Genomic DNA, 23,714 nt, shown 5'->3' with positions numbered 1-23,714 from the left:
TGTCCCTGAGGGAGAGGTCGCGCTAGCGGCGCGGAGCGCCTGGGCTGTCCAAAGAATCTCTCAAAAGCGGGGATCCAAGAGGGTAGTAGGGTTCTTCTCGACTTCTGCGGATAGGAGGGAGTTGACCAGCACGGTCACCAAGCCCAGCCGATTGCCCGCCAAAATATCGGTCAATAGGCGATCTCCCACCATGGCCACTGCCTCCACCGGCAAGCCCATCTGAGCTACGGCCCGCCGCAAGGCCCGCCGTGAAGGCTTCCCAGCGCGGTGAATGTAAGGTAGATCCAGGCTTTCTCCAATTTGTTGGATGCGGTTGCGATTGATGTTGTTGCTCACCAGCCAAATTTGAAAGTGCGGACGCAACTGCTCCAGCCAAGCGGCCACAGCAGGAGCCACCTCAGCCTGTCGGATCGGCACCAGCGTATCGTCCACATCGAAGATGACGCCTTTTACCTGCCAGGCCCACAGGTCTTCGGCCCGCAACTTCAAGACAGTGCCGGGCACCACCACATCCGGTTGCAGGAGCTTGAACCAAGGCTTACGTACCATTCTCGGCTAAGGACTTGTTTGAGAACTGGGCCGAGATCCCTGGGCAGCTTGCTGGCGCTCTTGAAGAATCTGCAATTGGGCTGCCTCGTGCTCGGCTAAAGTTTTGCTGAAAACATGGGTGCCATCGTAGCGGGCTACAAAGTAGAGGTAATCGGTCTTTTCAGGCTCCAAAACGGCTTTGAGGCTGGCCAAGCCTGGGCTGGCGATGGGGCCAGGGGGCAAGCCGGGGTTGAGGTAGGTGTTGTAGGGAGAGGGAGTACGCACCTCGGCAAGGGTGAGGCGGCGATCCGGAGTTTGCCGGATATTCAAGGCATATTCCACCGTCGGATCGGCTCCCAGGGGCATTCCCTGCTTGAGCCGGTTCAAGAAGACACCCGCGATCAAAGCGCGCTCTTCCGGCACCACAGCTTCCCGCTCCACAATACTGGCCAGGGTGACCCACTCATGCAGAGACAGGGAAGTGGCATGCTGCCGGAACAGGGGCAGAGCCACCGCAACAAATCGCTGGAGCATGGCATCGATCACCGCCTGGGCCTTTTGCCGGTTCGGCAGGGATCCCTCCACCTGTTCGACGGGAAAAAGATAGGTATCCGGGAACAGGTAGCCTTCCAAAGAGCTCAAGCTGGGGGGCAGCCAATCAAGGGGAGGGATCACGCGGGCTGTGGCAATGAAAACTTCGGCTGGCATCCAGTTGCGCTCGGCCAAAGCTGCCGCCATCTGCTCGATGCGCCAACCCTCCGGGATGGTCAGCCGTCTCTGCAAGATCCTTCCCTGCCGCAGTTGTTGGGCTACGGTCAGCATGTCTTGGTTGGGATCCAGAGCGTAGGTGCCCGCCTGGAAGACCCAGTCGCGCCCGAAGGTGCGGCTCCACAGCTCCCAGGCCAGAGCCGAGCGGATCACCCCTGCTTGGCGCAGTTGTTGCCCGATCCGACGGCTGCTGCTGCCCGGCTGGATCCTCACCTGGATCGGCTCTGAACCTCCTACAGGCTGGATCCAAGTCTGCCACCGCCAGTAGCCGAAGCCGACGGCCAAAGCCAGCAGGAGAGCCAAGCCCTGCAGCAAGCGCCGACCCCAGCGCCCACGGAAGCGGCGGGGAGCGCTTTGGACAGCAGAGGGTCTGGGCGAGACGGGATCCCCTGGGGCCGAATGCCGGATCTGCTCTGTCATCGCCTTCTCCTCCCAATGGCCTGAGCACACCTTTGGGCCAGGTTACTCCTCAACTCCAACTCATGCCAGGGCATCGCTGGGCACTCAGGGCCGACCTCAGTTTGACATACTCCCTCGCCTAGAGGCAAAGGATTCTCCTCGCGTCAGGATTACTGGTGGTTCTACAACAGCAAGGGCCTACGGCCCACCAAAGGGGAACGGCGTAGCGGTAGGACGGGGCCTTAGGCCCAGTTTTTTGGGTAGCCTGGACTGCGCCCAGCTGGGATCAAGTCTCCTGGGCCAACCTGGCAGGGATCCCGTTGTTTTCGACAGTTCGTTGCCCGATCCAAGTGCCGATGGGCTCTCCCTGCACCACGCGATAGATGTTGCCGGGGGTGGTCAGGTCGAAGACCACAATGGGCAATTGATTTTCCTTGCAGAGGGCGATGGCGGTGCTGTCCATGACCCGCAAATCGTGGGTGAGCACATCCTGATAGCTGAGGACATCGTAGCGGCGGGCCTGGGGGTGGGTCTTGGGATCCGCATCGTAAACCCCATCCACCTTGGTGGCCTTGAAGATCACCTCGGCATCGATCTCCGCCGCCCGCAAGGCCGCCGTCGTGTCGGTGGTAAAGAAGGGATTTCCAGATCCAGCGCCAAAAATCACCACCCGCCCCTTTTCCAGGTGACGAATGGCGCGACGACGAATGTAAGGCTCTGCCACCTCTTGCATGGCGATGGCCGTCTGTACCCGCGTCGGGATCCCGGCTCGCTCGATGGCATCTTGTAAGGTCAGGGCGTTGATGACGGTGGCCAGCATCCCCACGTAGTCGGCAGAAGCCTGATCCATCCCTTGGGCAGCCGCCTCTTTGCGCCCGCGCCAGATATTGCCCCCGCCCACCACGATCGCCACCTGCACACCGGCCCGCACCACCGCGGCCACTTCGCTGGCAATGGCCTGCAAGATTTCGGGATCGATCCCGTAGGGACGTTCCCCCATCAGGGCTTCACCACTCAGCTTTAGGAGAATTCGTCGGTATTTCATCTTCATCCGCTCCAGCCCACCCCTGCCTACGATAGCAGGTTTGTTGGGCTAGCTCTGTTCACAGGATGGATCCACAGACTCTCTCGACAAAACCCCCCTCACGGCTGTTCTTCGCCAGCGCTGGCCTCATTGTCGCGGGGAGCAGAACGGAAGCGGCGGCCATTGCGAGCACGACTTTTCTGAAACTGCTTGGCATATTCGCGGTTGCGCTCGGCTTTTTCCCGCTTCAGGTTGCGTTTTTTGGCCATGCTGGTCTTCCTGACCGGTTATCCGGTATGAAGTGGAGTGCCCAAAGAAGGTGGTTTTTATCCTAACATGCTTGGCCGGCACTTTTCTGGAGCCTTCTGCTCAGCCGGCTAGGGATTCCCCCAACAGGGCCAGGCCCATCAAAACAAACCCCACTCCTGCCAGGGTCTTGATCCAGCGGGGTGGGATCATTCGCGCCACCCAAGCTCCTGCCCACACTCCGATGAGGCTGGTGCTGATCAAAGCGGCAGCAGCGCCCAAAAAGATCACCCCGGAGTTTTGCGAGCGGGCGCTGAGGAGCAGAGTGGCCAATTGAGTTTTGTCGCCCATTTCCGCCAGCAGAATCGAGCCGAAGCTCACCAGCGCCGCCCGTCCAGCCATTTGCCGCAGCAAAAACGGTGGGGTCTGGCTGTCGTTATCTTGGATCAACACGTTCCTCTGTTGCTCTCTGCTCTGTTCTGCCTTCTAGAAGGGGCTGGCGCTCTGGGGGATCGTCGCCGCGCCATTCCTGCCACAGCACATAGCCCCCGATCACCAGGAACCCTGCACCCGCCAACCATTGTAGCCAGCCTGGAGGGATGACTTGCCCCAGACCTTCCCCCAGCACCACGCTGAGCAAGCTGGCAGCTACCAAAGCGCTGGCGGAACCGAAAAAGATCGCCCAAGGAGATTGGGATTGGGCACTCATGAGCAAGGTTGCCAACTGCGTCTTGTCGCCCATTTCCGCCACAAACACAGTTAAAAAAGTAACAAGCCAGAGTTGCAGCGGGGATCCCTCGGCAGAGGGGAGGTCAGTGAGGGGCGGTGCCGTCGGAAGCTCAGTATCGAGGGCAACAGAGGGGGCCAAGCTCTCCCCGGCAGGCCGGAAATCCGCGGCGGCTCGCTCGCCGTTGAGGTAGTGCTGACCAAAGGTCAAAAAGCCAAAACAGAGGGCTAGGGACACGGCAATCAGACCCAAGCCCAACGTCAGTTGACCCTGCCAAGAACGCGCCGTTCGCGCCAGCGGGACGGAGTCCCTTGCCATCGCCTCTGCCCTCACAATCACCGACATGCAGCTTATCCCGTCGAGTAGCTCTTTTTCACCCCGTTTTGGATAAAGACAAGAGCGCTAGAGTAGAAGAATAAGGGGCGTTGGCCGAGCGGTTTAGGCAGCAAACTCATAATTTGCCTTACACAGGTTCGATCCCTGTACGCCCCATCGGCAAAGTTTCCCTGCAAAAGAGTTAGAGTGGCCAAAGAGGACGTAGCAAAGGCTCCGTGCGGGATCCCGTATCCAGAGAGCGGGGCGTCCAGCGTTTGGGTAAGGCGGCAGGGGATCCCCATTGCGCTTGGAGCTGGCTGAGGAATTGCCCCTGCTGGGCGCGCAAGCCGGCCAGGTCAGATCCGCCGTTCATCAGGGCAAACCAGATATCCCCCTGCTGGGTGGGCAATACCCCCGCCAAGGTGCTGACGCCGCTCAGGGTGCCCGACTTGGCGATCAAGATCGCCGGCAGCAGCCGCCGCTCCAGCACCCCCACGTCCTGGCCGACGACGGCAAAAGCATCGGCCAGAGAAAGCCCCTGCTCCTCGAGAAGCGATTGGATCGCCTGCCACAGGGCCACGTTGGCCCGTGGAGAGATGCGGTTTTCTACCCCCAACCCCGAGCCGTTGATCAGGTACAGCTCTTCTGCCGGGATCGCGGTGATGGCCTGGGCCATTTGTGCCACCTGAGCTGCTCCCCCCACTGCATTGGCCACCATCTCGGCCATGGCATTGTTGCTGTAGAGGTTCATCAGCTTGAGCAGGTGAATGAGGGGGGGCGATTCATGCCTGAGCAAGACCTGGGCCTCCGAGGGGATCTGCTGGGCAACCCGCACCGATCCCAAAATCTCCACCTGCGGCCTGGGCGTGCCGGGGGGCAAGGTCTGGAATTGCGCCTGGGCTTCCGGCGGCCAGAGGCGGGCATCCAGCCCCTGCCGCAACAGCGCGCCCGAGCGGGCCACATCCTGGAAAAAGTTCATGTAAAAGCGGCCCACCACCACCAGATCCCCCTGCACCTGGCGGATCCCCTGGGCGTTGAGGGCGTTCCCCACCGCGAAGGCTTCCTCCCAAACAAAAAAGGGATCCTCCCCTCCCAGCACCCAGAGATCGCCCTGCAAAACCCCATCCGCTCCCAGGGAACCTGTTGTCAAGTAGGTGGTCACAAAGCGATGGTGCGGGCCAAACTGCTGCAAAGCGGCCAGGGTAGTGGCCACCTTGGTCAGAGAGGCCGCCGGCAGAGCCTTGGATCCTTGATGTTGCCCCAAAACCTGGTCGCCCATCTGCAGCCAAACCCCCTGGGCGGCGGAAGCAAAGCCGCGACCGCTCAGCTGGGCCAAGTAGGTCTCCACCTGGGGTTGCAGGGATCCCTGCGCCGTCGCCTGGCAAAAATGAGCTGAGCTCAACAGCAGGAGCGCCGCCGAGAGCATCCCCACCCAGATCGCAACCAGCCGCCAGACCCGCCGCTGTCGTTCGCAATAGTATTGCAGAGCACCTTTCACCCAAAATGCCCTCTAAAAACGCCGACCCACCGCAGGAGCGGATCCCTCAGCTCGGCAACTCCCAGCCGCTTTCTTCTAGCGGCTCCACATCGATGGTGCCGGGGGGCGTTTGTCGATAAAAATGTCCATCGGCAACAAACAGCGGCTCGCCACAACTGGGGCAAAAGAAGCGGCTGCCCTCGATGGCCTGCGATTCTGACCCACACACCGGGCAGCGATCCGTGGCGATCCAGCGGCGCGCCCACCAGCGAAAGGCCAGCAGCACCAACACCGGCAGAGAGAGCAAGAACACCAACAGAGCCACCAACCCGGCGACCAGCCACCCCAGCCCGACACGGGTCAGCAAAACTGCCAAGGCCAGGGATCCCAGCCAGAAGCCCCAGCCGGTTAGAGAAATGGAATAGGTTTTGGGCTGCTCAAACCGCATCTTTGTTTTCCCTTCCCGTATTGACTACGCTGACCAACGCTGCCGGGATGCCGCGGGCCTTTTCCCGAGTATGTTAGCCCAGACTCACCCGCACACCAGAAAAATCCATCCCCTAGCCATGCTCTGTAGGCTAGCTCATCCCGAATGAATAGGGCATCCGGTTTCCCGCACCCACTTTCTCGCCCTCTGCCGGCAGGTTTCCTGGTGTTGACAACCAAGGTCGTTAGCATCGCTGCAAATGCAGTTATTATCAATTACAGAACTTATTGACTGTTACGGCGACGTTGCCCAACAGCGGAGGGGCGGCATCATGGTCTACACGGAAGAAGCTTTCAAAGCAGAGCTGAATGCCAAAGGCTGGCGAGCCACTCGGCAGCGGGAAATCATCCTCCAGACCTTTCAAAACTTGCCTGAGGGGACTCACCTGAGCGCGGAGGATCTGCACAAAAAGCTGCGGGAAGAAGGCCACAACATCAGCCTTTCTACCATTTATCGTACCGTCAAGCTGATGGCTCGCATGGGCATTTTGCGCGAGCTGGAACTGACCGAAGGCCACAAGCATTACGAGATCAACCAGCCGGCCCCCCACCACCACCACCATTTGGTGTGCGTCAAGACCAACAAGGTGATCGAGTTCAAAAACAGCGCCATCCTCAACATCACCCAGAAAGTGGCCGAAAAGTACGGCTTTAAGGTGCTGGATTGCCAGCTCACCATCATCGGCATCAGCCCGGAGGGGCAGCGCTCGATTTTGTAGCCAAACAATTCCCGAAGCTCAGGCTGGCTCTGGGCGCTCTCCCGGCAGCGGGGCTGTACTGAGTTTGTAGGGAGATGGGGATCCCCTTGGCAGGGAACATGCCAGAATAGCCGCTGTAAAGTCGCAAGCCATTGGCAGTTGCAGCAATAGCTGAGCTTACCCTACCCAATCCGGGAGATGGCTATGAACGAGCAGGAAGTGGCGCAGTGGCTAGAGCAAGCTTTGGCAAACCTGCGTCTGAGGATCCAGGTGAAGGCCCAGCCCCTCCAAGACAATGCCGAGGACTACGCCTTGGTGGTCATGATCAACCACCCTGCTCACGTTGCTCTCAACCATGAGAGGCTGACGGCCTGGTTCCAGAAGGCAATTCCCAGCCGCTATCCTCAAGTCAAGCGCTTGGCCCTCTACAGCCGCCCCATCGGCCAACAGCAGGCCAACTGGAAAACTCAGGTGAGGCTGGCTCCGGAAGCGGCGACGGGCAGGGGGGATCCCGCCGACAGTCCAGATCTCAGCCGCTACTGCTTTGTCCAAGACCGCCAGTTGCTCACTGCCGACCTGCCTCAACCTTCGAGCGTGGTGCGCCAGGCGGTCTTGGGTTTTCATAGCCTCACCGCTGGGCAAAAAGAGGAGGTTTTGCCCCTACTGCCCACCTTGTTCCGCAACCCCGGCGCCGTCTCGACGGTGACGTTGTCGGTGGAAGCATCCCTGTGGCTGGAACCTCTGAAAAGCCTCAATCCCCATGAGCTGCGCCTGTTGAGCGTTTGGCTGAGCCGCTATTGCTTCAATCCCAGCCGCACCTTGGCCGAATTGGATCCCGCCACCTCAGGTCTTAAAACCGGACAAACAAGGCGCAGCTACCGCGCCCCCCAGGTGGGGGTTTCGCTGATTCTGGCCAGCTTTGCCGGCAACCTGACAATGTCCGCCGGCGTAACCCTGAGCTTATTGTTTGGCATGGTGTTTGTGCTGGCCCTGGCCGTTTTCGGCACCTTGGAAGGGGGGTTCTCTTTTGGCTCTCTCCTTTTTGCTGTTTTGCTCACCCTGGCCTTCAACGCCCTGATTTTCTTTTTGTCCCCCTGGCTGATGGACTGGATCCAGCACAGCCTCTACGGCACCCAGTGGGTGAGCCTGGCAGAAATCGGGCGTCGCAGCCCCGAAAGCGCGGAGGTGATCGAACGGGTCTGCCGCCAGTACAAGCTGAAGCAGCCGAAGCTGGGTCTGATCCGCGACCAAAACCCCACTGCCTTTACCTATGGCAGCCTGCCGGATACGGCCCGCATCGTCGTCAGCGAGGGCCTGTTCACCTACTTGGAAGATGAGGAGGTGGCTACAGTTTATGCCCACGAGCTGGGGCATGTGATCCACTGGGATTTCGCGGTCATGACCCTGGCTTCCACGTTGGTGCAGATCCTCTACCTCCTCTACGTCTACCTGCGCGACACGCGCCGGGATCGCAGAGGGGGCAAAAACATAGGTTCCTTGGCGCTGGTCGCCTACTTTTTCTACGTGGCTGGCTCCTACTTGGTGCTGTATCTGTCGCGGGTGCGGGAGTACTTTGCCGATCACTTTGCCGCCGAAACCACCGGCAACCCCAACGCCCTCTCGCGGGCTCTGGTGAAAATAGCCTTTGGCATTGTGCAAGAAGGGGAGCGGGAACAGGATGAGGAAGCCCGACAGCGCAGTGCTCGCCTGCTGGAAGGGACGCGGGCCTTGGGGATCTACGATGCCAAGGCGGCGGTGATGGCGGGGACAGCTTACCGGGTGGCTGCGGATCCCAGCCAGGTGGGCAGGGTGTTTTTGTGGGATCTGTTTAACCCTTGGGCCTGGTGGATGGAGCTGAACTCCACCCATCCCCTCACCGGCAAGCGGGTGCGGGCGCTGGGCACCTATGCCGAACAACTGGATCTGCCGGTGGAGTTCGACATGGCCAGCGTGGTGGCCCAGGGCAAGCAGCTCAACCGCCAGCAGCTCTACGGCAATTTTCTTCTGGACGTGGTTTTGTTAAACGCCGAGTGGCTGGGGGCGATCTTGGGGATGGTGCTCGGGATCCCGGCTCTACGGGCAGGGTCTTACGGCATGTTTGCCGGCCTGGCCGTGGCGGGAGCCAGCTTGGGCCTACTGCTGAAGATGACGGTGATGTACCCCAGCTTGGAAAACCCGCCGGCGTTGACGGTGTTGAAGGCGATGAGCAACCCCTACGCCAGCCCCTTGCGCGGCTTGCCGATGCAGTTGCAGGGGCGGGTGATTGGGCGAGGGGATCCAGGCTATCGCTTTGGCGCCGATCTCAAGTTCCAGGATGAGACGGGGATGATTTTCTTGCGCTATGTTTCTCGGTTTGGGCCGCTGGGCAACTTCCTGTTTGGGGAGAGCCGGGCAGGCAGGCTGATCGGCCAAGAAGGAGCGGTGGTGGGATGGTTCCGGCGGGGGGTAGTTCCCTACCTAGATCTGTCCCGCTTCCAGAGCAGCTATGGCGAAGTGGTGACCAGCCATCCTCCTTTTGGGCAGGCGGTGCAGGTGGCGCTGGGCTTGATTGCTGCCTTGCTGCTGATGGTCTTTTTCCCGTTCTAGGCTATCTGGCCAAGGATGCCAAGCTCAGGCTTTTGCCGGTTGCCCACCGTTGGCGCGGGCGTAGTCGTCGCTGAAGCGGATAATGTCGTCTTCGCCCAGGTACTGGCCGTTTTGCACCTCGATGATCACCAGGGGGATGACGCCGGGATTTTCCAGGCGGTGCTTGGTGCAGGGGGGCACGTAGGTGGACTGGTTGGTGGTGATCAGCCGCTCTTCATCGCCGCAGGTAACTTTGGCGGTGCCGGCAACGACGATCCAGTGTTCGCTGCGGTGGTAGTGCATCTGTAAGCTGAGGCGATGCTTGGGCAGCACCACAATCCGCTTGATTTTGTAGCCGGGGCCCTCTTCCAGCACCGTGAAACTGCCCCAGGGACGAGTTTCAGTATTGCTCTCGATCAGCTTGTTGAGGGTTTCGGCAGAAAGGAAAGGCGAGGGCTTTTCCAGGGAGGCCGGGTTGGCATTGGGGGTTTCCAGCATGGGATGCTCTCCTTAGGGCTTACCTTCAGCTTATCTCACGTAGTTTGGGGATAGGGTGTAAACTCCCGCCTGCCGGAGAGCAGGCGGCTGTGGGCGCTGCCACTGGGCCGCGTCTAAAAGGGTAGATTGGAAACCCAGAAGCCCCAAATTGACAATTTGTCGTCCACCCCCAACTCCTTCCCCCGCCCCCAAAGCCGGGAGAGGGATGCGATTTTTTGAATTGCGGAGGAAAACTTGCTATGTTCGGTCGAGCCTTGAAAAGCGGGAACCGAAGGTCACACCGATGGCCTTGGGTTTGCGGGCTGCTGCTGTTGTGTTGGCTGGGGCTATGCGGGCCGGCGTGGGCTGTGAGTTTGGGGGATCCCTTGCCGGAGTGGGCTAAGTCTATGCAGGTAGGGCGGCAGCGGCTACGCGGCGTGGAGCACTACCAGGGCCAAGAGCAGATCCGGGCCTACGGCAACCAGGCGGGGCGGGTGTTTTGGATTCAAATCGAAAGCAGTGCCGACCTGCCGCCGGATCCCCGGCAGTACCTGGGAGAGTACCAGGCGTTTCCAGCCGAGGTCATCCAGGTGGTGCCCCTGCGGGCGCAGCGGTTGCGCTTCCAGCAGGGAAATCGCAGCGCCGAATGGCAAGTTGTGGGCATGAGCGGCCACTTTGAAGCCGAGGCATTTAGCCACGATCTCGCCCGGCAGCCGTGATTTCCATCTCTTCCGGTTCTACAAGCACCGGCTGCCGCGAGGGTCGGGCGCATTCGGCCAGCAGTTGCCTGTATAGGGGCCGGATCTCATCCAAGAGGGCTTGGGCGGTGGGGTAACGGGCATCTGCATCGGGGGTAACCATGCGCTCCAAAATGGCCAGCAGGCGCGGATCCCCGAAGCCGAAGGGAATGGCTTCGGCCAGGGGTTCGCCGATCCGCGGCAACGTCCCCATAGACATTTCTACGGCCACCCGACCAAGGGCGAAAATATCGCTGTTGAAGCGGGGGCAGCCAGACAACTGTTCAGGAGGAGCATAGTCGCCGGTGCCGATGAAGACGCCAGAGAAGGGATCTTGGCCAGGCGGGCCATCAATGTGCTGGATGGCACCGAAATCAATCAGGGTGAAATGGGTGCGTTTGTCTCGTCGGGTTTGGATGATATTCGAGGGTTTGATATCGCCGTGGATGACGCCATGCTGGTGGACAAAGACGAGGATCTTGAGGAGTTCACAAAGGAAGTGGGCGGTCTGGGCCGGCGACCAGATCACCCCCCGGTTGGCATGCTGCCGCAGCGAGGATCCCCGGACAAAATCTTGCACCGTGTAGAACTGCCCATCTTCTTCAAAGTGGGCCAACAGCTTGGGAATGTAGGGATGATGGCCCAGCTTCTCGAGGATTTGCGCTTCCCGCTCAAAGGCTGCCCTGGCAATTTCCGCTATCTTCTCGTGCTCTTCTGTTCGGTCTTTGTCTTCTTTATCGTCCATGCGTCGCAGGCGCTTGACCACGCAGAGCGGGTTGCCAGGACGATGGGTATCGCGGGCCAGGTAGGTTTGGCTGAAGCCGCCGATGCCGATCAAGCGTTCCATTTGGTAGCGCCCCTTGCCAACCTGGTTGGGTTGCTTGGCAGTGCCAGCTCGCCGGGCTGCGCCCAGAGCAATTTGAGAGCGAATGCGGGCCAGCACCACCTCAGGAAGGAAAGGTTTGGTGAGGTAGTCATCTGCCCCTAGGTCAAAGGCGGCCACCATGGCCGCTGCATCGTTGTAGCTGGAGAGGATCAGCACCGGCAACTCCAAGCGGGAACGAGCCGAGCGGATCCTCTGCAACAGCTCCAGCCCATTCAGCCCCGGCAGCACCAACTCCATCAGCACCAGATCTGGCGATTGATGAATGATGGCTTCCAAAGCCTTGATGTTGTTTTGCGCTGCAAAGACGCTGTATCCAGCTTGCTCAAGGCTGCGTTTCAACTGCTGGCTAACCGCGGGATCCCTGTCCACCAGCAGAATTTTGCCAAGCTGTTTTGCAGAGGTCATCACAAGCGCCCGCGCAGCTCTGAGCTGAGTATATCCAATAACAGCGGGGATACGGGAATGCTGCGATTGCCAGGCCGTAGGGGATCCCCAACTGCCGTCCTTGCTAGGATTGGGGGGTGGTTGGTGTTGTGGCTATGGAGATAAATGAGGTCTGGAAGACCTTTTTGAGCAATCCTGTTCCTTTTTGTGGTGGCTTCCTGAGCGGCCTGCTGCGTTTGGATGTCAGGCAAGATCCGCTGCGCAGTTGGCTGGAGTCGCAGGGCTTGAGGGTGGAGGATTCGCCCGCCCCCACCCAAGGTCCCCAGTCTATTTCCATCGAATAGAGGTACCAGGGATCCCTTTGGAGGGTTTTCTCTGGGGTCTGGGAGGCGTCCCCGTTTGGTAGGGTGAGCTGAGGTAAGCCAATGTCCCCTGGACAGTCCGAACTCAGGAGATGGCGACGGCCGGGATCCCTTCGAGGCTGCGGCTACCTCGGCGGAGTGGTGCTCCTGCTAATGGGGCTGGTTGCCCTACAGGCAGCAGATCCGGCCTTGGCCCAGTCGGATCGCGCTGCTCCCCCAAGCTCCGAGCTGGATCCCCAAGCTTGGCTGCAGCGCTTCAACACTGCTCTAAAGCAATTGCCGCCGCTGCCCAACTTGCAGTACCGCCAGCAGGTGCGGGTGGAGGGATCCCAAACCTTCACAGCCACCCTGGATGTGCTCCGCCGCCGTGACGGCAGTTGGCAGGCGTGGGTAGCCGAAGGGGATCGCATTCGCCTGTTGGATTCGCGGCAACTGGAGGTGGTGAACCAATCGGACCTGCTCAAGCTGTATTCGGTGTACGTGAGCCGGCCCGAAGCGCTCCTGCCCTCGGTGAGTTTTGAGCTAGAGGCTGATCCCAGCCGCTACCGCGTCGTCTCCTCAGAACGAGCAGATCTGGCGGGATCCCCTGTCCAGCACTTGCGCCTAGAGCCCCTGCAGGAGGGCCAGTTGCGGGAGCTGTGGCTGGAGCCGGAGTCAGGGCTGCCGCGGCAGGTGCTCTTGTTTTTGTCAGGGGTGTGGGGGCAGGCTTATGTCCTCATGGGGTTTACGGCAGTGCCTGCTCCCCAGGGAGGCGCCCGTTACTGGCTGCCGGAGAGCAGCCGCATCAATGTGGGCTATGGGTTTTGGACGCTGGAGGGCCTGACCCGCCGCGTGTTCAGGGGATCCCTTGCCATCCGGCACGACTACCAGGACTATCGCCTTCTGCCAGAGGGGGTGCAGTTGCGCTTTTTGCCCTCACAGCCGCCGCTGGATGCACCGCCGGTGGTGGCCGGTCTGCCGGAGAGCAGTCCCCAACTGGAGCTGGGAGAGGTGCGGCCCTTAGGAGTGGACGAGCGGGGGAACCAGCAATTTAGCATTGGCCTGGGCAGACGCACCGCCGCAGAGACCCCCTTGGAAGACCGCATCGCCGCCTTTAACCTCACCCGACCGGCCAGCCGCAATGCCCTCACCCAGATCGATACCTTGGCCTTCTTGCCATTAGGCGACAGCCAGTTGCCGATCTATCTCTTTCAATTCGACACCGGTCGCCCTCTCTCGCCCCTGCAAGGGGTGGAGCGCCCGCGGGTGGATCCCAACGAGGTTTTTGATCCCAAGCCACCTGCCATCAAACTCTTTGGAGACTAGCTCCCATGCTGACCGATGCTGCCTACGGCGTGATCCCGGTGCTGCCCCTCCCGCCCGCCCAGGGATCCCACCTCTACCTGCTCATCCAGCACCAGAAAGGGCATTGGGCCTTCCCCAAAGGGCACAAAGATGAGGGCGAAAGCGACCTGGCCGCAGCCCAGCGGGAGTTGCGCGAGGAAACCGGCCTGACCGACTACCAGCTTCTGACCCTGCCCGGCCAGCCCGACCCCCTGACGCTGCAGGAGGCCTACACCTTTACAGATCCAGAGGGGAACGCGGTGGCCAAGACCGTTACCTACTACGTGGCCCTGCTGCCGCCCCAGTTTCCTCCCCCTCAGCTGCAGGTACAGCCGGAGGAGGTGGCCGCCTACCGCTGGTGCTCCTACCCCGAAGCCTTGGAGCAGATCAGCTTTGAAGAAAGTCGGCAACTGCTGCGCCGCTGCCAAGCCTATCTGGAGCCGCTTTGGAAATTGGAGAGCATCTAAGTTCCGTATGTTTACGGAAGAGATTTATTCGGATTACTTCTATATTGTCTTGCGTCTTGCAGGCTTTCCGTGGACAGTTTCCGGGGAAGAAAACCGCCAGACGATCTGAAGGTTAATTCTCATTTGTGACGATCGACTGGTGATCCCCAGTCATCGATAACCTACTCTGTAAAACCTACTCTAAGTTTCGTGCAGCCTTGGCCCGTTCTGTTAGGCTCGGTTCAAAAGGGGTTGTCTGGGTCGGAGCTGTGCTTGAACTTGAATCGTATTCTTGAAAACATTCTCGCGCCGACTTGTGAGTGGAGCATAGAGTTTCACCGATATTGTCAATCTCAGCGCAGAAAATTGCCCAAGCATGTCCTCTCCGCCGATGAATTGCCCCAACGTCTGTACGCAAGTCTCTGACCATTTGCTGAAGGTGGAGGCTGGTTTCACAGGGGTTGTTCGGTATTGCAGTGCTCTGGACAGAAGCGAGGAGCTGGACACTTGGTCATTGGTGTTCCACCAAGGTCGTCTGGGATTTGCACACCACAGCTTCGAGCCTTTGGAGCGACTGGACCGCCACCTGCGTCGGCTCAGCCATCAAGTTTTTTCTCTGACCCGCCAAAATTGCCTGCGTATCCATAGGCAGGTGGAAGCGCTGCTGGCTCAGGAGACGGGACCTCTGCCCGCAGACCTTCTGGGGCTGAGTTGGATGGTGACGGAACAACTGCTGCCTTGGGAAGCTGCGCGTCGGCTGAACACCTGGATCAGCGAGGAGGTGCTGCAAAATCTGTTGCTGGTTCCAACCAGCTTTCGGCAGGAGATCATCCCGTTGGACACGGTGCCCACCCTGGGTCAGTGGGAGGTGGGATCCCTGCTCGATCTGACCCAAAAGCGGCTACAGGCTTGGCAATCTTTGGGGCCTGAGATCACCTCCCCCTACCAACGGCCCTACTTTGCCAGCCGGGCTCAGGCAGAACGCCTTCCCGCCGAGCAACAGGAACGTCTGGGCCGGTTGCTGAAGGGGTTTAGCTTCCGCCAGTTGAGCGCTCTTCTCGATCAAGACGACCTGCGGATCGCTCGCCGCCTACATCCTTTGATCCAAGCCGGCATCCTTGTCCTACGGGATCCCCAGCCCCCCTTTGATCGGCTGCCCAAAACCTACGCGGCCAGGCTTGAGACAGAATTGCAGCCCTCAGAAACCCCCACCGTGCCTCTCCAACTGGCCAACGGGCTTGCGGATCTGGGCCCATCCCCCCCAGTCTCGAAAACCTGGGTTGTGGCTTGTATTGACGACAGTGAAGCCATGCTCAGCGAGCTGCAGCGGTTGCTGGAAGGGCACCACTTGGTCATCCACACCATCAGCGACTCTTTGAAAGCCTTGATGAAGCTGACCACTCTCAAGCCGGATCTCATCCTGCTGGACGTGGGCATGCCCAACGTGGACGGTTACCAATTGTGCAGCCTTATCCGCAAGTCCTCTGTACTCAAAGATGTGCCGGTGGTGATGGTTACGGGCCACAAAGGCCTGATCGATCGGGTTAAGGCGCGCTTGGCCGGTGCTACCGATTACCTGACCAAGCCCTTTCGGCAGGAAGAATTGCTGCAGATGGTGTTTCGCTATCTTACCTAGGGGCACCTTAAGCTTACGGTGGTTGAAAAACAAAGGAGTTGTCGATCATGGTGAAAGTTTTGGTGGTGGAAGATGTGGCCTCGGAGCGCCAGCTCATCAGCGATTACCTGCGGGCAGAAGGCTATCAAGTGGTGGCAGTGGCCAGCGCCCAAGAGGCATTGCAGCAGATCCGCAGCGACAAACCCGATGTGGTGCTGACGGACTTGGTCATGGAAGGCATGAGCGGGCTGGAGTTGTGCCGCCAAATCAAGAAAAACCCGGAGACCCAAAAGTTGCCCGTTGTGGCCTGCACTTCTAAAAATCAAGAGCTGGACAAACTCTGGGGCATGAAGCAAGGGATCGACCTTTATCTGACCAAGCCTTTTAGCCGCGAGGACATTGTGCGGGCCGTGAAGTCGGTGGTGCTGAGTTGAGTCTCGGGATTTTTTGCAGCGAATCTCCCTTGCTGAGTCCAAGTTGCGGTCGTGGTTCTGGGGTGCAGTCTGGTTGGGCCTTAGACGTTGCAGAGCGAGAGCAAAGATGCTGGCGACCTCTTTTTCTTCCCAAAGCTCTACTGCCGTCCGCACCGGAGAATTGTACTTACATCTCCAGTTGGGGGTGGACTGTCGGGCCCTTTTGCCCATGACAGTTGCCCAGGAAGTGCTAATTGTTGCCCCACAGCACTTTACTCTTCTCCCCAACCAGCCCGCATGGGTGCTGGGCTTGTTCAACTATCGCAACCGCATCCTCTGGGGCGTGGATCTGGGACAGTTTCTTGGCCTGGAGCCTTTGGACGTTGGGCAGCCCGAATACCATCTGGTGGTGATGCGCCCAGAATGTGGGGGGCTGGGCCTGGCTGTGCAACAAGTGAGGGGGGTGGCTCGAGTGGTCAGCCAGCAGATCCAGCCTCTAGCAGAAGCTCAACCCGTCCAAGATAGGTTCCGGCTGGATAGTCTCTGCGACTGTTGCAGTGGTTTGGTCTGGGAAAAGGAAAAGGAAGAGACTCTCTGGGTACTCAGCCCCCTTGCCATTCTCCAAAGGCTCAACTCGGCCTATTCCCAAGCCAATCCTTGATCCCTCTCAACCGTTTTCTCCTAGCTATAGGTAAAACTCTTATGGTCTCCTTCCGTCCCCTCTTCCTCAAGTTGGCCCCCTCTTCTCGACCCCAGGGTAAAGTCGCCGGATCCCGTCTGGCTCTGGCGATCAGTCTCCCGCTGGGCATCAGCTCCCTGTTGTTTGCCGTTTCTGCCGGCAGCGTAGCCCGCACCTACTTCGATTTCGAGCCTTCCATCTCGCGGCAGTTCACCCTGCAAAACCTGAGCGATCAGGTGATCTATTTGGATGAAGTCTTGACCATGTCTGCCCGCATGGCTGCTGCCAGCGGGGATCTGTCCTGGGAAGAGCGCTACAACCGCTATGTACCTCAGTTGGATAAGGTGCTGGCGGAGATTCAGCGATTGGATCCCGCTTCTTACGAGGCCTACGCAGCCAAAACGACAGAAGCCAACATCAAACTGGTGGAGTGGGAGGTGCAGGCTTTTGACTTGATTCGAGCCGGCGAGCAAGAACGCGCCTTTGACCTGCTGCACAGCCCCGAGTACGAAGAGCAAAAGCGCATCTACGCCGAAGGGATCAACCAAACCCTGGAGGCCATTCGCGGCAACATTCAGAGCAGCGTCCGGCTCTACGAGCGGGATCTGTTGGGGGCTTTGATCCTTTCGGCTACCAGCTTCCCGATCCTGCTGGTTAGCTGGGGGATCATCTTGATCCTGGTGCGCAACTTTGTGCGGGAACGCAACGCCACCTACGAGCGACAAGTCTCCGATACCCGGCTGGCCCAACGGTTTGCCGATATTGCCCGGATTCGCCAAGAGCAAGAGCTGATCGATCCCCTGAGCGAGCTGTTGGGCGAGATGCGTCAGCGCTTTGGTGCCCAACGAGTGGCCTTCTATCGCCTGACCGCTCCCGAAGAGGCGCAGGTTATTGCTGAATCCCGCGACAGCAGCCTGCCTGACACCTTGGGCACCTTCCTCCGCCGGATCCCGGCTCCGCTCCAGCAGGCTCTCCACAGTGGGCAAGTTTACGCTTTTGGCCCGGTGCCTGGGGTAGACCTGGGCGCCGACCACCTGCAGATGTTGGGCACAATCCAATTAAAAGCCGAGATGGTGGCGCCGGTGGTACGTGGCGATGAGCTTTACGGTTTTTTGGCCGTAGGCCGCGCCCAAAGCCAGAGCTGGTCTGACGAAGACCAGAAAAACCTGGCCGAGCTGGCCAACCGCCTGAGTCAAGCTTTGGGTAACCTGGGGGCGCTGGAGCAAAAGGCCGTGGCCGCCCAAGAACGAGAGCGGTCGGAAGCGCTGCAAAGAGAGCTGCTGCAGCTTATTGGCGAGGTTACAGAGGCCTCGCGGGGAGACCTCACCGTGCGGGCGCAGCTAACCGCCGGACAGGTTGGCATCATGGCAGACTTTTTCAACGTCATCATCGAGAGCTTGCGCGACATCGTGATTCAAGTGCAGCAGGCTGCCGGGCAAGTCAACCAATCGATTGGCCGGGACGAGGCAGCCATTCGCGAGCTGGCCGAGGCGGCTCTCCGGCAGGCCATCCAAATTGAAGAGACCTTGCGCTCTGTGGAACAGATGACGCTCTCGATCCAGGAGGTGGCCGATAAGGCCCAGCAGGCTGCCACAGTAGCTGAGTCTGCTGCCACTACGGCTACCGACAGCAGCTTGACCATGGATCGCACGGTACAGAACATCCTGCAACTGCGGGAGACGGTGGCCGAAACGGCCAAGAAAGTGAAACGGCTGGGGGAATCTTCCCAGCAGATCTCCAAGGTGGTGTCCTTGATTAACCAGATTGCCCTGAAAACCAACCTGTTGGCCGTAAACGCCAGCATTGAGGCGGCCCGCGCCGGGGAAGAAGGGCGGGGTTTTGCGGTGGTTGCCGAAGAGGTGGGGGCTCTGGCCGCCCAGTCGGCGGAGGCCACCCGCGAGATCGAGCGCATCGTGGAAGGGATCCAACGGGAGACCAGCGAAGTGGTGCAGGCGATGGAAACCAGCACCGGCCAGGTGGTGGAAGGCACCCGCCTGGTGGAAACAGCCAAGCAGAGCCTAGGGCAAATTGTGGAAGTCTCGCGGCAGGTGAACCAACTGTTCCAGGCCATCGCCCGCTCCACCGAGGCCCAGGTCGACACCTCCCAAACGGTGCGGCAGTTGATGCAGCAGATCGCCAACATTGCCGCCCAAACGGCGTCAGCTTCGCAACAGGTGGCCAACTCTCTCCAAGCTACGGTGGCGGTTGCCCGTCAGCTACAGGCTTCGGTGTCCACCTTCAAGGTGGGGGAGGCAGTCTAGTATGGAGCCAAATCCCGATGGCCTCGACCCGCGCGAATGGCTGGTGAGGCTGCAGTTTTTGGAGGAGGCCCAGACTTACCTCAACACCCTGGAGACAGAGGTAGTGGGGCTGGGATCCCGGCAGTTGGATCGCCCCCGTTTGGATCGCCTGCTGCGGGCTGCCCATTCCATCAAGGGTGGGGCGGCGATGATGGGGTTTTCGGCGCTCAGCGACCTGGCCCACCGCCTGGAGGACGGCTTCAAGATCTTGCAGGTGGATCCCCAAAAAGCCAAGCCCGCAGTAGAGCGTACCCTGTTGGCGGCGTTGGATTGCATGCGCCAAATTGTCCAGCGCCACCAGCAGAGGCAGCCGTTGCAAGAAGACTGGCTGAGGGAGAAAGTGGAGCCCATCTTCCAGCGGCTGCGGGAGCAGGTGGGGGAGTTGCGGCCGGAAGATACCGCGCAGGTGTTGGCTGCAGAAGCCGGGGGCGATATCCGGGTACTGCTGTTTGAAACGGAGGTGGAAGCCTGCCTGCAGCGGCTGGAGGGAGTTTTGGCCGCGCCCGACCAGCCCTGTCTGCGGGAGGAGTTTCTCATCGCTGCCCAAGAGCTGGGGGCGCTGGGGGAAATGTTGGATCTGCCTGCCTTTGTCAGCTTGTGCAGCTCGGCAGCCCAGGCTCTGGAAGCGCTGCCGCCAACTGAGAAAGAGCAGGTGTTGCCCGTTGCTCAGGCGGTTTTACAGGCTTGGCGACACTCGCAGGCCCTAGTGCTGGTGGGCCAGACGAATCTTCTCCCCAGCTCCTGGGATGCGGCAGAGCCTCCGGTCTCCTCCGCAGCAGAAGCCCCTCCCCCCCCAGGGGCCACTGCCGAGCTGCCGGATGCAATTCCAACCAGGGCCAAAAGCCCCGCCGAGATGCTACGGGTGCCGGCTCGCCCCCTAGAACAGTTGGGGGAGCTGTTGGGAGAGCTCACGAGTGAGCGCAACCGCCTCAACAGCCGCCTGCAGCGGCTGCGGGAGCTGGCCAACTTGTTCAAACAGCGGGTTCGCACCCTAGAAGAAACCAACAGCCGCCTGCGCAGCAGCTACGACCGCGTCGCCGCCACTGTGCCCGCCTCTCTGCTATCACAAGCAAGGGATCCCGGCCTGACCCTGGTCGATACCTTTGACCTCTTGGAGATGGATCGCTATGGGGAGCTGCACCTTTTGGCCCAAGAGATGATGGAGACCATCGTGCAAATTGACGAGGTTACCGCCGATATCGACACCACGCTGCAGGAGACCGAGGGCAGCGCCCGCCAGCTCAGCCGCCTCTCCCGGCAAATGCAAATGCGTCTCGACCAGGTGCGCATGCAGCCGCTGTCGGATTTGACGGATCGCTTTCCCAGGGCACTGCGGGAGCTGAGCTTAGCCCATGGCAAGCCTGTGGAGCTGCGGGTTCTGGGGGGATCCACCCTAATCGAGCGTTCGATTTTGGAAGCTTTGGCGGATCCCTTGTTGCACTTGGTGCGCAACGCCTTCGACCACGGCATTGAAGATCCGGACACCCGCTTGGCTCGGGGCAAGCCGGCCAAAGGGCTGATTGAAATTGCCGCCAGCCAACGGGGCAACCGCACCTTCATTACGGTACGCGACGATGGAAGAGGGATTTCTCTGGACAAGGTGCGTGCCCGGGCCTTGCAAATGGGCTTTTCTGCCGCCGACTTGGATCAGGCTTCCAAGGAGGAGCTGCTTGAGCTCATTTTCCAGCCGGGCTTCAGCACCGCCGAGCAAGTCAGCGAGCTCTCGGGGCGGGGGGTGGGTTTGGATGTGGTGCGCACCAACTTGGAACAAATTGGGGGGCAGGTTCAGGTGGAATCTAGGGCGGGGGAGGGTACGCTGTTTACCCTGACTCTGCCTCTTTCCCTGAGCGTCAGCCGCGTGCTGCTAACAGAGTGCCGGGGGTTGATGTTGGCCTTTCCGGCCAACGCAGTGGAAGAGGTGCTGCTGGCTCCTGAGCTTCCTGCCGATGCCTTCCTTTGGGAGGGAGAGCAGGTTCCTTTGATCCCCGTAGGGCGTTGGTTTCGCTTTGCCCGCCGGCAGCCTGTCCAGGAAATGGATGGGACCCCCCTCCTCGACCGACCTGTGGTGCTGTTGGTGGCGGAAGGCAACCAGCCCTACGGTCTGTTGCTGGATCGGTTCTGGCGGGAGCAAGAGGTCACCCTGCGTCCGGTGGAGGGAGGTCTGCCTCTGCCGCCGGGGTTCTCTGGCTGCACCGTTTTGGCGGATGGGCGAATGGCCCTTTTCGTGGATCCGCCTGCCCTCCTAAGCTGGCTGCTGGCCCAGCGGGATCGGCCCTGCCGGCCAGCAAGGGATCCCCTTCCCCAGTCCAGGTTTGCCGCCCAGCCCCATCTGCTGGTGGTGGAAGATTCAGTTAACGTGCGCCGCTTCTTGGCCATAACCCTGGAAAGGGCGGGGTTTCGGGTTGAACAAGCCCGCGACGGACAAGAGGCTTGGGAACGGCTTGAGAAAGGAGTTCCCATCCAAGCGGTGATCAGTGATATCGAAATGCCGCGGCTGGATGGCTTTGGCTTGTTGGCCCGGATTCGTGGCCACTCCCTGTATAGCCAGCTCCCTGTGGTCATCCTGACTTCCCGCAGCGGCGAGAAACATCGCCAATTGGCCCAACGGCTGGGAGCCAGCGCCTATTTCTCCAAGCCCTTTCAGGAACAGGAGCTGATCCAACAGTTACGGGATCTGCTGCAGCCGGCCCCGCCGATATTGTCGGTAGCGAGGTAGACCATGGCCCTCCTCTCTCCTCTGCGCTTGCGCCGTCTGGCCCGCCAGGAGCACCTGAGAAACCAGCAAACCTTGATTACCTTTCAACTGAGCTCCTACTGTTTTGGTCTACCCATTGAACGGGCGCGACGGGTTTTGGCCTGGCAAGACTTTCAATCTGTTCAGGAGGACGGCCTTGAGCTTTTGGATACCAGCCGTCTATTGCTGGGCCGCGGGATCCCGTTTCTGCCCCAGGGAGTTCTGTTGCTGCAAGCGGGCAGTTGTGAGGACGGCCCACCCAATCAGGTCGATAACTCGAAAACGATGGCCCTGCCCCTTCCCAGTCAGCCAATCCTGCGCCGCCTAGCTGCTTCTCAGGTACAACCTCTCCCCAGCCGCTACGCCGCCCAAGGCCGCCAACGAGGCATTGTGGGATGGATCCCGCCCGCCGAGGGTCGGCTCCCCCTGTTGGTGTTTGACCCTCATCTTTGGTCTGTCCGTCCCTGAGCGGGGATAGGGGGTAACTCCAGTGCCGGGTTCTCGACGCGGGCTAGCTCCCAACGGTAGGGATCCCGCCGCTGCCAGTCCAGGCGGAAGGGCTGTTCCAGCGCGTTTACCTGATCCCGCGTCAGGTTGGCCAGAGGGCCGCCGGATCCCTCAATAATAAACCAGAGGGTGGCTTGGCCTTGATCCCCAGGGCCGAGCTGCACCTGTAGCTCTTGAGGCCGGATGCGCAGGCGCAAAAACTGGCCGAAGACCTCGCGGCTGTAGGCCAGTGCCTGCTCTTTGTCCAAGCCCCAGCCATCGCGATAAGTGGCGGCCACTAAGTTTTCTACTTGGGCCCAATCTCGCCGTTCTACAGCTTGCAGCAACCTTTGCGTGTGGACTCGGATTTGCCGCTCCGGCTGGGCGTAGTGCCAAAAGGCGCCCCCTGCGATGGCCAGGACGACGGATCCCACCACCGCCCAGCGCAGCCAGGGGGGAAGAGGTGCAGAGGAGTGGGAGGAGGAAAACACAGGTTTGAGCGGAGCCAGAAGAGGGCCTTCTCTAGCTTAGAAAATCCGGATGTGAGAAGATAGCGCTACGCGCCGCCATGCGAGTGGCTCCTGGCCTTCAGCAGCCTACCACCTCAAAAGCTGTGACCCGCATCAGCCTCACACTTTAACTCAAGGTTACTTCAACTGCTCATGACCAAAGCTACCGACCGACTGCTGCTGGAGTTTGAGCAGCCTGTTGCCGCCCTCGAACAGCGCATCCAGGAAATCCGGGCCTTGGCCGAAGAAAACGACATCGACGCCTCCGAGCAGATTCGCCAGCTGGAGGCCAAAGCCGAAGAGCTGCGCCGCGAGATTTTCAGCCAGCTCACGCCTGTCGAGCGGCTGCAGGTGGCCCGCCATCCCCGCCGCCCCACCACCTTGGACTATGTCCAGACCATCTGCGACGACTGGTTTGAGCTGCACGGGGATCGCCACGGCCAAGACGATCCGGCCATCGTCGGCGGCCTGGCCAAGCTGGGGGATCAGCCGGTGATGATCCTGGGCCACCAAAAAGGCCGCGACACCAAAGACAACATCCACCGCAACTTCGGCATGCCCAACCCCGCCGGCTACCGCAAGGCGCTGCGGCTGATGGAACACGCCCACCGCTTTGGCCTGCCGCTCTTGACCTTTATCGATACGCCGGGGGCCTATCCGGGAGTCAAGGCAGAGGCTGAGGGCCAAGGGGAGGCCATCGCCACCAACCTGCAGACCCTGTTTCGGCTGGAGATCCCCATCATCTGCACTGTCATCGGCGAAGGGGGATCCGGCGGGGCTTTGGCCATTGGCGTTGGGGATCGCATCTTGATGTTTGAGCACGCCGTTTATTCGGTGATCTCGCCGGAAGGCTGTGCGGCCATCCTTTGGAAAGATGCCAAGAAAGCGCCCCAAGCCGCCGCCGCCCTGCGCATTACCGCCCAGGATCTGCTGCAACTGGAGGTGATCGACGAGATCTTGCCAGAGCCGGTTGGCGGCGCCCACCGCGCTCCTCTGGAAGCTGCCCAGACCCTAAAGGAGGCGCTCCTACGACATCTCAAGGAACTTTCTGCCCTGAGCGGGCGGGAGTTGCGGGAGGAGCGCTACCAAAAGTTTCGTCGTATGGGAGCTTTTCTGGAGCTGGCTCAGGA

The 23,714-nt window shown here is 60.3% G+C and carries 24 protein-coding genes and 1 tRNA gene; 14 read left to right on the top strand and 11 right to left on the bottom strand.

Annotated elements, in window-relative coordinates; genetic code table 11:
* Positions 1-60: 60 nt before the first annotated feature.
* The 6 genes from NW844_RS05010 to NW844_RS04985 form a co-directional block, all read right to left on the bottom strand.
* A complete protein-coding gene (locus NW844_RS05010) occupies positions 61-549 on the bottom strand; it encodes a YqeG family HAD IIIA-type phosphatase (RefSeq protein WP_414334017.1) in 489 nt (162 codons plus the stop codon).
* A gap of 6 nt (positions 550-555) precedes the next feature.
* Complete coding sequence (mltG, locus tag NW844_RS05005; protein WP_414334016.1) at positions 556-1,716, bottom strand: endolytic transglycosylase MltG; 1,161 nt, start codon at positions 1,714-1,716, stop codon at positions 556-558.
* Positions 1,717-1,981: 265 nt separating this feature from the next.
* Positions 1,982-2,740, bottom strand: a complete 759-nt coding sequence (gene pyrH, locus NW844_RS05000; RefSeq protein ID WP_414334014.1) for a UMP kinase — start codon at positions 2,738-2,740, stop codon at positions 1,982-1,984.
* Between the two features lie 98 nt (positions 2,741-2,838).
* Positions 2,839-2,988 (bottom strand): hypothetical protein, encoded by a 150-nt coding sequence (locus NW844_RS04995; protein WP_414334013.1) that lies wholly within the window; start codon positions 2,986-2,988, stop codon positions 2,839-2,841.
* Between the two features lie 100 nt (positions 2,989-3,088).
* Positions 3,089-3,418 carry a TMEM165/GDT1 family protein gene (locus NW844_RS04990; protein WP_414334012.1) on the bottom strand — a complete coding sequence of 110 codons (330 nt, stop codon included), beginning with the start codon at positions 3,416-3,418 and terminating at the stop codon, positions 3,089-3,091.
* Positions 3,402-4,037 carry a TMEM165/GDT1 family protein gene (locus NW844_RS04985; protein ID WP_414334011.1) on the bottom strand — a complete coding sequence of 212 codons (636 nt, stop codon included), beginning with the start codon at positions 4,035-4,037 and terminating at the stop codon, positions 3,402-3,404. The genes NW844_RS04990 and NW844_RS04985 overlap by 17 nt, the downstream gene beginning before the upstream one ends.
* A gap of 74 nt (positions 4,038-4,111) precedes the next feature.
* Here NW844_RS04985 and NW844_RS04980 point away from each other — a divergent pair.
* A tRNA-Ile gene (locus NW844_RS04980) sits at positions 4,112-4,184 on the top strand.
* A gap of 25 nt (positions 4,185-4,209) precedes the next feature.
* Here the strand turns inward: NW844_RS04980 and NW844_RS04975 are convergent.
* Positions 4,210-5,505, bottom strand: coding sequence for a D-alanyl-D-alanine carboxypeptidase (locus NW844_RS04975; RefSeq protein WP_414334009.1), 1,296 nt, complete (start codon positions 5,503-5,505; stop codon positions 4,210-4,212).
* Between the two features lie 46 nt (positions 5,506-5,551).
* A complete protein-coding gene (locus tag NW844_RS04970) occupies positions 5,552-5,932 on the bottom strand; it encodes a hypothetical protein (protein WP_414334008.1) in 381 nt (126 codons plus the stop codon).
* 310 nt (positions 5,933-6,242) lie between these two features.
* Here NW844_RS04970 and NW844_RS04965 point away from each other — a divergent pair, with 310 nt between their 5' ends.
* Both NW844_RS04965 and NW844_RS04960 read left to right on the top strand, forming a co-directional pair.
* Positions 6,243-6,689: a Fur family transcriptional regulator gene (locus tag NW844_RS04965; RefSeq protein ID WP_414334007.1), complete on the top strand. Its 447-nt coding sequence runs from the start codon at positions 6,243-6,245 to the stop codon at positions 6,687-6,689.
* Between the two features lie 183 nt (positions 6,690-6,872).
* Entirely contained in the window at positions 6,873-9,254 is a 2,382-nt protein-coding gene (locus tag NW844_RS04960; RefSeq protein WP_414334005.1) for a M48 family metalloprotease, read from the top strand.
* A gap of 24 nt (positions 9,255-9,278) precedes the next feature.
* On the opposite strand, the gene NW844_RS04955 is transcribed toward NW844_RS04960, so the two are convergent.
* Positions 9,279-9,731: a phosphomannose isomerase type II C-terminal cupin domain gene (locus NW844_RS04955; RefSeq protein ID WP_414334003.1), complete on the bottom strand. Its 453-nt coding sequence runs from the start codon at positions 9,729-9,731 to the stop codon at positions 9,279-9,281.
* A gap of 365 nt (positions 9,732-10,096) precedes the next feature.
* Between NW844_RS04955 and NW844_RS04950 the strand changes: the two genes are divergently transcribed.
* Positions 10,097-10,429 carry a hypothetical protein gene (locus NW844_RS04950; protein WP_414334001.1) on the top strand — a complete coding sequence of 111 codons (333 nt, stop codon included), beginning with the start codon at positions 10,097-10,099 and terminating at the stop codon, positions 10,427-10,429.
* Here NW844_RS04950 and NW844_RS04945 read toward each other — a convergent pair.
* The gene (locus NW844_RS04945) at positions 10,401-11,738 is read right to left on the bottom strand and encodes a protein kinase domain-containing protein (protein ID WP_414333999.1); all 1,338 of its coding nucleotides are present in this window, start codon (positions 11,736-11,738) and stop codon (positions 10,401-10,403) included. The genes NW844_RS04950 and NW844_RS04945 overlap by 29 nt on opposite strands.
* Before the next feature lie 164 nt (positions 11,739-11,902).
* Between NW844_RS04945 and NW844_RS04940 the strand changes: the two genes are divergently transcribed.
* The 9 genes from NW844_RS04940 (at position 11,903) to NW844_RS04900 (ending at position 22,057) form a co-directional block, all read left to right on the top strand.
* The gene (locus NW844_RS04940) at positions 11,903-12,061 is read left to right on the top strand and encodes a hypothetical protein (RefSeq protein WP_414333997.1); all 159 of its coding nucleotides are present in this window, start codon (positions 11,903-11,905) and stop codon (positions 12,059-12,061) included.
* A gap of 81 nt (positions 12,062-12,142) precedes the next feature.
* On the top strand, positions 12,143-13,384 hold the full coding sequence (locus NW844_RS04935) for a hypothetical protein (RefSeq protein ID WP_414333995.1): 1,242 nt from the start codon (positions 12,143-12,145) through the stop codon (positions 13,382-13,384).
* A gap of 5 nt (positions 13,385-13,389) precedes the next feature.
* On the top strand, positions 13,390-13,869 hold the full coding sequence (locus tag NW844_RS04930; RefSeq protein WP_414333993.1) for an NUDIX domain-containing protein: 480 nt from the start codon (positions 13,390-13,392) through the stop codon (positions 13,867-13,869).
* 544 nt (positions 13,870-14,413) lie between these two features.
* Positions 14,414-15,484: a response regulator gene (locus NW844_RS04925; protein ID WP_414333991.1), complete on the top strand. Its 1,071-nt coding sequence runs from the start codon at positions 14,414-14,416 to the stop codon at positions 15,482-15,484.
* Between the two features lie 47 nt (positions 15,485-15,531).
* Positions 15,532-15,897: a response regulator gene (locus NW844_RS04920; protein ID WP_414333990.1), complete on the top strand. Its 366-nt coding sequence runs from the start codon at positions 15,532-15,534 to the stop codon at positions 15,895-15,897.
* Between the two features lie 106 nt (positions 15,898-16,003).
* Positions 16,004-16,537 (top strand): chemotaxis protein CheW, encoded by a 534-nt coding sequence (locus NW844_RS04915; protein WP_414333988.1) that lies wholly within the window; start codon positions 16,004-16,006, stop codon positions 16,535-16,537.
* A gap of 41 nt (positions 16,538-16,578) precedes the next feature.
* The gene (locus NW844_RS04910) at positions 16,579-18,816 is read left to right on the top strand and encodes a methyl-accepting chemotaxis protein (protein ID WP_414333986.1); all 2,238 of its coding nucleotides are present in this window, start codon (positions 16,579-16,581) and stop codon (positions 18,814-18,816) included.
* A 1-nt stretch (position 18,817) separates the two neighbouring features.
* Positions 18,818-21,571 (top strand): response regulator, encoded by a 2,754-nt coding sequence (locus NW844_RS04905; protein WP_414333984.1) that lies wholly within the window; start codon positions 18,818-18,820, stop codon positions 21,569-21,571.
* A 3-nt stretch (positions 21,572-21,574) separates the two neighbouring features.
* On the top strand, positions 21,575-22,057 hold the full coding sequence (locus tag NW844_RS04900) for a hypothetical protein (protein ID WP_414333983.1): 483 nt from the start codon (positions 21,575-21,577) through the stop codon (positions 22,055-22,057).
* Here the strand turns inward: NW844_RS04900 and NW844_RS04895 are convergent.
* Positions 22,033-22,566 carry a hypothetical protein gene (locus NW844_RS04895; protein ID WP_414333982.1) on the bottom strand — a complete coding sequence of 178 codons (534 nt, stop codon included), beginning with the start codon at positions 22,564-22,566 and terminating at the stop codon, positions 22,033-22,035. The genes NW844_RS04900 and NW844_RS04895 overlap by 25 nt on opposite strands.
* Before the next feature lie 171 nt (positions 22,567-22,737).
* Here NW844_RS04895 and NW844_RS04890 point away from each other — a divergent pair.
* A partial coding sequence (locus tag NW844_RS04890; protein ID WP_414333980.1) for an acetyl-CoA carboxylase carboxyltransferase subunit alpha occupies positions 22,738-23,714 on the top strand: 977 nt, incomplete at its 3' end.

The organism is Synechococcus sp. H55.2, assembly GCF_047462495.1.
Taxonomy (GTDB): domain Bacteria; phylum Cyanobacteriota; class Cyanobacteriia; order Thermostichales; family Thermostichaceae; genus Thermostichus.
Note: the sequence above shows the minus strand (reverse complement) of the source record. Positions and strands in the feature narration are given on the sequence as shown.

Excerpts from the sequence above, each read along its gene's own strand:
- NW844_RS04910 (WP_414333986.1), top strand. The coding sequence starts at position 16,579 with ATGGTCTCCTTCCGTCCCCTCTTCCTCAAGTTGGCCCCCTCTTCTCGA.
- NW844_RS04945 (WP_414333999.1), bottom strand. The coding sequence starts at position 11,738 with ATGACCTCTGCAAAACAGCTTGGCAAAATTCTGCTGGTGGACAGGGAT.
- NW844_RS05010 (WP_414334017.1), bottom strand. The coding sequence starts at position 549 with ATGGTACGTAAGCCTTGGTTCAAGCTCCTGCAACCGGATGTGGTGGTG.
- NW844_RS04985 (WP_414334011.1), bottom strand. The coding sequence starts at position 4,037 with ATGTCGGTGATTGTGAGGGCAGAGGCGATGGCAAGGGACTCCGTCCCG.
- NW844_RS04930 (WP_414333993.1), top strand. The coding sequence starts at position 13,390 with ATGCTGACCGATGCTGCCTACGGCGTGATCCCGGTGCTGCCCCTCCCG.
- NW844_RS04900 (WP_414333983.1), top strand. The coding sequence starts at position 21,575 with ATGGCCCTCCTCTCTCCTCTGCGCTTGCGCCGTCTGGCCCGCCAGGAG.
- NW844_RS04915 (WP_414333988.1), top strand. The coding sequence starts at position 16,004 with ATGCTGGCGACCTCTTTTTCTTCCCAAAGCTCTACTGCCGTCCGCACC.
- NW844_RS04970 (WP_414334008.1), bottom strand. The coding sequence starts at position 5,932 with ATGCGGTTTGAGCAGCCCAAAACCTATTCCATTTCTCTAACCGGCTGG.
- NW844_RS04935 (WP_414333995.1), top strand. The coding sequence starts at position 12,143 with ATGTCCCCTGGACAGTCCGAACTCAGGAGATGGCGACGGCCGGGATCC.
- mltG (WP_414334016.1), bottom strand. The coding sequence starts at position 1,716 with ATGACAGAGCAGATCCGGCATTCGGCCCCAGGGGATCCCGTCTCGCCC.
- NW844_RS04960 (WP_414334005.1), top strand. The coding sequence starts at position 6,873 with ATGAACGAGCAGGAAGTGGCGCAGTGGCTAGAGCAAGCTTTGGCAAAC.
- NW844_RS04965 (WP_414334007.1), top strand. The coding sequence starts at position 6,243 with ATGGTCTACACGGAAGAAGCTTTCAAAGCAGAGCTGAATGCCAAAGGC.
- NW844_RS04905 (WP_414333984.1), top strand. The coding sequence starts at position 18,818 with ATGGAGCCAAATCCCGATGGCCTCGACCCGCGCGAATGGCTGGTGAGG.
- NW844_RS04995 (WP_414334013.1), bottom strand. The coding sequence starts at position 2,988 with ATGGCCAAAAAACGCAACCTGAAGCGGGAAAAAGCCGAGCGCAACCGC.
- NW844_RS04955 (WP_414334003.1), bottom strand. The coding sequence starts at position 9,731 with ATGCTGGAAACCCCCAATGCCAACCCGGCCTCCCTGGAAAAGCCCTCG.
- NW844_RS04920 (WP_414333990.1), top strand. The coding sequence starts at position 15,532 with ATGGTGAAAGTTTTGGTGGTGGAAGATGTGGCCTCGGAGCGCCAGCTC.
- pyrH (WP_414334014.1), bottom strand. The coding sequence starts at position 2,740 with ATGAAATACCGACGAATTCTCCTAAAGCTGAGTGGTGAAGCCCTGATG.